Below are 6,813 nucleotides of genomic sequence, written 5' to 3'. Positions count from 1 at the left end.
AACGCATTAATAAAGTGATCTGATTTACTATTTAAAATTGATCATAAATTTAATGGCTGTCTTACTTGAACGCCAACTAGCACCAACCATGACAACAAACGCATAGCTCGTAGGGTGCATTCTATGCACCGATTTTCGCTGCCCGCGGTGCATAGAATGCACCCTACCGATAACACTATATCAAACGCATTTATAAAGTGATCTGATTTACTATTCAAAATCATACCGACGGCTTTGCGAGCGTAAATTTTTCCTTTGAAGCAACTGCTCATAAATTTAATGCTTTTGGTATAAGCTGTTTTTATTTTCACAAAAAATGATAACCGCCATTATGCGTCAATGTTTTATGAGTCAATGTGTTATGAGTCAATGTGTTATAAATTGTCAGCTGAATTAATGATACTTTTTACCTAGGTGCTTCAACCAACCGTTAGCGTGTGAATGTCGAGGATCTTTATGCGTCCAATGAACCACGCCGCCTTTACTGTTCCACTCATACTCACCGTAAAATTCAACCCAATCCCCGACTTTTAAATTGGGTATTCTTGGCGCCAGGTCGATATTATGGGACAGCAGAATAGTTTGGCGGTTCACTAAGCGCAGAATAAACCTCTGATGCTTCGATCCATAATTATCATCGGCAAGAATTTTAATCACTTCTCCTTGCCCTTGCACTTGAAGATCACTTTGCCGTGACTGATAGGCTTGCTTTAAGAGAGCATCATTCGCCCAAACTGGAAATGAGAGAATGCTCAATAATATTATGATGCTTGCCAGCATTCGTTTCATTTTTATAATCCTTAATGTTTGAACAGCCTGCACTTTATATACGGCAAGCTACAAGACTATTTTATTAAACAAAAGTATGATTTTTTATTAGAATAAAGAGTCCGACAGATCAAATAATTCCTGGTTAAAAGGTCGTTTCATATTGTTGATACAGTCAATAATATCATAGTGAACCATTTGCGAGTTCACAATGCCGATGCAGCGACCGCCTTGACCTTCCAGTAACAACTTAACAGCAAAAGATCCCATACGACTGGCCAAAATGCGATCCCGGGCGGTAGGTGTGCCGCCACGTTGTATATGCCCTAAAATGGTTGCCCGTGTCTCATGGCCCGTTGCCGCTTGAATATGCTTGGCAAGCTCATCAACCTTGGTTACGTGCTCACACATCGCAATAACCATGTGCGTTTTACCTTTAGCAATACCGGCTTTGATTTGCTCGAGCAACTCAGCTTCGTCATAGGCCTTTTCCGGAACCACAACGAATTCAGCACCACCGGCAACGGCTGCACCTAAGGTTAAATCACCACAGTAACGACCCATGATTTCAACAATCGAGATACGTTTGTGTGATGCAGAGGTATCACGTAAACGGTCAATGGCTTCAACCACAATGTTCAGTGCGGTATCAAAACCGATAGTAAAGGTTGTACCCGGAATATCATTATCGATAGTGCCAGGAATACCGATACAGGGGTAACCCATTTCGGTGAGTTTTTTAGCCCCCATGTATGAGCCGTCACCACCGATAACAACTAAGGCATCAATACCGTATTTTTTAAGATTTTCAATGGCTTCTTCACGCACTTTTTCTTGTTTAAATTCAGGGAAACGAGCTGAGCCTAAAAAAGTACCACCGCGGTTAATGACATCGGAAACAGAGTTACGGTCGAGCTGCTTAATATTTCCCTGGTGCAGACCTTCATAACCATCAAAGATGCCATAGACTTCTAAACCAAGATGTAAACCCTCTCGTACCACGGCGCGGATTGCCGCATTCATACCGGGTGCATCACCACCACTTGTTAAAACACCTATTTTTTTGATCATTGCAGCCTCCAATATATAAATTCATCGTTTTTCAATTTAGGTTTGAGTGAATGTCACAGTAAATAACACCACCTATTTTGTTATTTTAAAATTGAGTATAGAGCGAATAAAACCGCTTTGCGTCGAGATTAACATCTCTTTGAGTCATCTCCTGCATCAAGTCGAAAAGAAAAAAGACCGGACATTCAAAGGTTAGCGATTAATTTTAAAGACACATACCATCAAGCAGTTAAACAACCACCCTTTCAATAGTTAAACAACACAGCGGTAATATTTGCTTAAATTTGCGATGCAAAATAAGCTTTAATTTCAGCTTCGGTCATTTCCTGCGTTTGATTGGAAAAACAGTAATAGTCGGGCCGTTGATCACTAAAATATTGCATAGTCATGACAAAATTATTAATCTTTGAAAATAAACCAACAGGCATATTATAACAGCCACTTTTATTCAATCTGTAAAATAAATGTGTGCCGCAATGACAACAAAAACCACGCGTAGCCCAGGCTGATGACTTATATTCTTTGATATTTTCAGCACCTTTAATTTCCACCTCAGTACCGCACTGAACGGCAAAAAAAGGACCTCCGCCCCACGCTCTACAGGTATCACAATGACACACGGTGAATTTAGGATTGATATTGCTAACCTTTATTTCCACGCCGCCACATAGACAGCTGGCTGTATTTTCAATCAACTCAGACATTGTGTAGGACTCCTAAATTCGGGTAAAAATCTAACGCGCTGTTTTTTCCGTCAGCTTGCGCTTTAAATATTCCTGTATATTTGATTGAAGCCGGGATTAACTCAACTGAAATTTCTTCCTTAACTTCACGTGTCAGCGCCTGCAATGATTTTTTTTGTTAAGCAGGCCTCGGACCAAACATGATGACAGCCATACCAACAATACAAATTAAAACACCCACTATGTCCGTCATTGTTGGACGAGTTGATTCTACTAACCACAACCACATTAATGCGACCGAAACATAAATACCGCCGTATGCCGCGTAAGTTCGCCCGGCGGCTTCAGGATGTAATGTCAGTAACCAGACAAAGGCTGCGAGACTGAATGTGGCAGGTATCAGTAACCAAATTGAATGGCCTTGCCGCAACCACAGATACGGGAGGTAACAACCGACTATTTCTGCCACAGCAGTAACAGTAAAAATGCCAAAAACTTTTAGAGTTTCCATAATTGACCTTGTGTGCTTAACAGACTCTTAGCTGGAAAATTATTTATATCCACAAGAAATGCGGCCCAACAAAATTCATAATAAAGATAAACACTACACTGCGAGTTTTTATTAATCAATTAGTTATATTTTACAAAATGAATTAATGACAGAGGGGATATAGATTTATTCTGCCTTCAATGGCGGAGATACGGTTCGCGGTGAAACCGTCGAATTCGGCTAGCATCTTAGTTTACATTTTTCTTGATCGATAAATTCCTTTAGCATAAGGAATGATAAGAGTAGTAAGAGTGAGATCTTTGATTTTTCTCTCAAGATTAAAAATTCGAATACCGCTATTCGATTAAGCGCCATCTACTGAGAATCATGCATTCTCATTCCCGATCCAATGATCCAGCGTCTTGAGTTTTTGAGGACGTGACTGGCTCCGCGGACTTTGCCGCGTTTATTACGGCCGTCAGGTCATCCGCCATAACCAGTCCAACTCGCGCCCGATTCAGCGCCAGACTCCCGTGAGATTCAGCAACATCACGCATTTTTTCATTATCAAGCGATGCAAGAGAGCGCAGCGCTTTTTGTAGCCGCACAGATACTTCGACCACGCTAGCACCGTCACGGGCGATCGCTGTAAAAGCATCATCGAACATGTCCTGCAGCGATATCTCTGGCACTTCTACGCGGTTGTACTTCGGGCTATTCTCATCTCCGGGCGTCGCGGGCTCATTCCACAGAACAAAGAGCCGCAGAAAAGTGCCGATGATATCGATCGCAGTGCCGGGATCATTGACCGCGGGCGACAATGCACGACCGGCGATCTCCGACAACACCACTAAACCAAATCGCGGGTCGTCATCAAAAAGGCGATCGTCTCCGATCAAAAATGACTTAATAACAGGATCGCAGTCAATTTCAGTCTGCTCATCTGACTGGGATCTGACGTATGCCAGTGCCTGATCAGGGGCGGCGAACGTGCCCGGCAGCGCAGCAACCACCACCCGCATCTGAGCTTTTTCCGCCCATGCCTGCAGCGCGCCAATGTCGATGTGCTGCACATAACCTACCCTTACTGCGAACACAGCTTGTCCGCGCGTCAGTGACTGGACCGGCATAGCACCTAGGGTTGGTGCATCACGTCGCCGCTTCAGGGCCATTACGGTCGCCTTTTCAACCTTATCGATCGTCGTGCTCAATCGTCCTAGCCGAGCGATGCTGTCAACCCAGCGGACAAACTTAATAATGACCATAGCGAATACGATCAGCGTCAGGACGAACAGGAAAAAAATACCAGCCCTCTCGAAATAGTCGTTCTTGACCGCGGTAAGTGCCACTATGCTGAAAATGAATGCCCCGACAAAGGTAGAAAGAGCATTTTGGGATGCGTCGTCGGCGACGACCAAAGTGAATGCGCGCGGCGTTGCGGTGCTACCTGCCGAAGCATAAGCCGACACCATTGATGCCACTGCAAAGGTGGCAATAACCAACATGCTCGCAGCCATGATGGACAGCAGCGTCTCAATAGAGTCCGCGGTGATCAGCGGCACGAGTTGCGTCAACCTAGTGCCATCCGCGAGTTTTGCGACGAACGCCGCCGCGATCGATAACAGGCAAACAGCCAAAGGCCTTACCCAAAGCCGGTCGCGTAACCGATTCAGGTGAAACCGGACACGGTCCACCGAAATGATAAAGGGCATCTTAATCTCCTTTGCGCCGTTTAACGGTTTTATTAGATCACAGTGAAGCTATCTCCCTGTTGGATCTATTTGTGTGCAACATATCGATAATATCTATAAAATATCTAATGGCGAACAAATTAGCGAGCCATGGGATGAAAATCTGAATAGAGAAACATAAGAGCGTAAAGATATGTACATCTTCAACCTTCTCATAACACATTGTTTTTAAAAAAATAAAGAACATGCTCGGCTAAGGAGTCAATTATATACGATGTTTACTCTCGGTCGTCATTATCATTATAGAACCGAAAAAACCTATTACCATTGAGTGTTACGCTGTAATCAACTCAAGCCCTTGGTGAAATAAAACTTCATTGAGCTTGTTTTCTGGCTGTTGAGAAGCATGACCCATCGAACGGCGAAACCACGTTTAGATATCTCAGCGTCTAGCCGCAGTCAAGGGCAGAACACTCCAAAAAATTTGCAGTCACCCACTTAGCCACAACATAAAAAATTTATATAACAGTATCTAATAGCAGACAAATTAATCTATGCAATAATATAAAATCTTAACCAACTAAATGGACTTTTTTTATAATGAAAATAATTACTAATTTGTTTCCCGTATGGGCGGTATTGCTATCTGTTCTGGCATTCTTTCAACCAGATCTGTTTACCAGCTTAAAGTCGGCTATTGTGCCTTTGTTAATCATCATTATGTTATCAATGGGGCTGACATTAAAAGCATCTGATTTTGTTAATGTACTTAGTTCCTTTAAAGCCGTTGTAACTGGCGTTGTCCTGCAGTTCAGTGTTATGCCGATAGTGGCTCTGGGTCTTGCGACACTGTTAAATTTTGATGCCAACCTAACCGTTGGGCTGGTGCTTGTCGGTTGTGTTGCTGGCGGAACCAGTAGTAATGTGATGTGCTTTTTGGCAAAGGGTGATGTTGCGTTATCTATTACTATGACAGCTATCAGTACGCTTTTGGGTGTAGTGTTGACACCTTTATTGGTTGAACTATTAGCGGGTAAAGCAGTGGATATTCCAGTTTTCGCTATGATTATGAGTCTAATAAAAATAGTGCTGGTGCCTGTATTAGCCGGTGTAATTTTAAACAGTCTGTTTAATAAAAAAATTGAAAAGATAGGCGCCGCACTACCTGTAATTTCGATGGCTGCAATCGTTATAATTATTGCCATAGTGGTTGCTCTGAATGCGGGCAAGCTCGTTGAAATTGGCCCAATGGTCGCACTTGCTGTTGTACTTCATAATTCGGTGGGACTGCTTAGCGGCTACTTCGTTTCGAAGAAATTGGGTTTTGAGGAGAGTGTTTGTAGAACCATCGCCTTTGAGGTTGGTCTGCAAAACTCTGGTCTAGCAACAGCTTTAGCAATGAAATTCTTTGCTCCTGCTGCAGCAATAGCCGGAACAATATTCTCAGTCTGGCACAACATCAGTGGTTCGCTACTTGCTGGTTACTGGTCAAAAGAGCAGAGCCGTCGTGAAAATGTCACTATAACTCAATAACACTGTCCCAAAGGTGGCTAGGTTTTGAATAACGGCCACCTTAATGACTCAACTATCGAATTAGGGGGACATTTTACCTCACGTTCTAAAAATCTTTATTGAACATGCAAATTCAAGAGTAATTTGATTAATCAGGCCTTTTTTATGCGTATTACCCTATTAAATTTTGACTCTTAAGCCAATCCATCACTTTAATTGAAGCAAGGGAACAAAGGGATTTATTTTGGTAACTTATAAAATCGATTTCTTGTGTTTCTGCATCAGCACAAAGATCTCCCTGAAAGTCTGCAAAATAACAGCTTAACTTAACCATAGTGTCGCTGTTTTTCCCATCAGCTTGCGCTTTAAATGTTCCGGCGTATTTGATTGAAGCCGGGATTAATTCAACTGAAATTTCTTCCTTAACTTCACGTGTCAGCGCTTGCAGATCGGACTCCCCTTGCTCACGTTTACCGCCTGGAATATAGAACAGTTCTTTATTCTTTGAGCGGGCACTCAATAGCTTGCCATCGCGAATGTACAACCAGGCTAATTTATCAATTTCTTTTTTCACAAAGACTCCCTATGAAAGGTGATT

Annotated in this window: 7 protein-coding genes; 1 reads left to right on the top strand and 6 read right to left on the bottom strand. The window is 42.7% G+C overall.

Annotated features, from left to right (window positions below):
• Window positions 1-393: 393 nt before the first annotated feature.
• From ACJAZP_RS13350 to ACJAZP_RS13330, 5 genes are all read right to left on the bottom strand, one after another.
• Complete coding sequence (locus tag ACJAZP_RS13350; protein WP_415231235.1) at window positions 394-789, bottom strand: DUF3465 domain-containing protein; 396 nt, start codon at window positions 787-789, stop codon at window positions 394-396.
• Window positions 790-876: 87 nt separating this feature from the next.
• A complete protein-coding gene (gene pfkA, locus ACJAZP_RS13345) occupies window positions 877-1,839 on the bottom strand; it encodes a 6-phosphofructokinase (protein WP_415231234.1) in 963 nt (320 codons plus the stop codon).
• 278 nt (window positions 1,840-2,117) lie between these two features.
• A complete protein-coding gene (locus tag ACJAZP_RS13340) occupies window positions 2,118-2,543 on the bottom strand; it encodes a GFA family protein (protein ID WP_415231233.1) in 426 nt (141 codons plus the stop codon).
• A gap of 157 nt (window positions 2,544-2,700) precedes the next feature.
• Entirely contained in the window at window positions 2,701-3,033 is a 333-nt protein-coding gene (locus ACJAZP_RS13335; protein ID WP_415231232.1) for a YnfA family protein, read from the bottom strand.
• Between the two features lie 374 nt (window positions 3,034-3,407).
• A complete protein-coding gene (locus ACJAZP_RS13330; RefSeq protein WP_415231231.1) occupies window positions 3,408-4,724 on the bottom strand; it encodes a DUF2254 domain-containing protein in 1,317 nt (438 codons plus the stop codon).
• 579 nt (window positions 4,725-5,303) lie between these two features.
• Here ACJAZP_RS13330 and ACJAZP_RS13325 point away from each other — a divergent pair.
• The gene (locus ACJAZP_RS13325; RefSeq protein WP_415231230.1) at window positions 5,304-6,236 is read left to right on the top strand and encodes a bile acid:sodium symporter family protein; all 933 of its coding nucleotides are present in this window, start codon (window positions 5,304-5,306) and stop codon (window positions 6,234-6,236) included.
• Between the two features lie 151 nt (window positions 6,237-6,387).
• Here ACJAZP_RS13325 and ACJAZP_RS13320 read toward each other — a convergent pair whose 3' ends face one another.
• On the bottom strand, window positions 6,388-6,789 hold the full coding sequence (locus tag ACJAZP_RS13320; protein ID WP_415231229.1) for an NUDIX hydrolase: 402 nt from the start codon (window positions 6,787-6,789) through the stop codon (window positions 6,388-6,390).
• Between the last annotated feature and the right edge of the window lie 24 nt (window positions 6,790-6,813).

Source organism: Psychromonas sp., assembly GCF_047632955.1.
Classification (GTDB): Bacteria; Pseudomonadota; Gammaproteobacteria; order Enterobacterales; family Psychromonadaceae; genus Psychromonas.
This window is presented reverse-complemented; position numbering and strand designations above follow the sequence as displayed.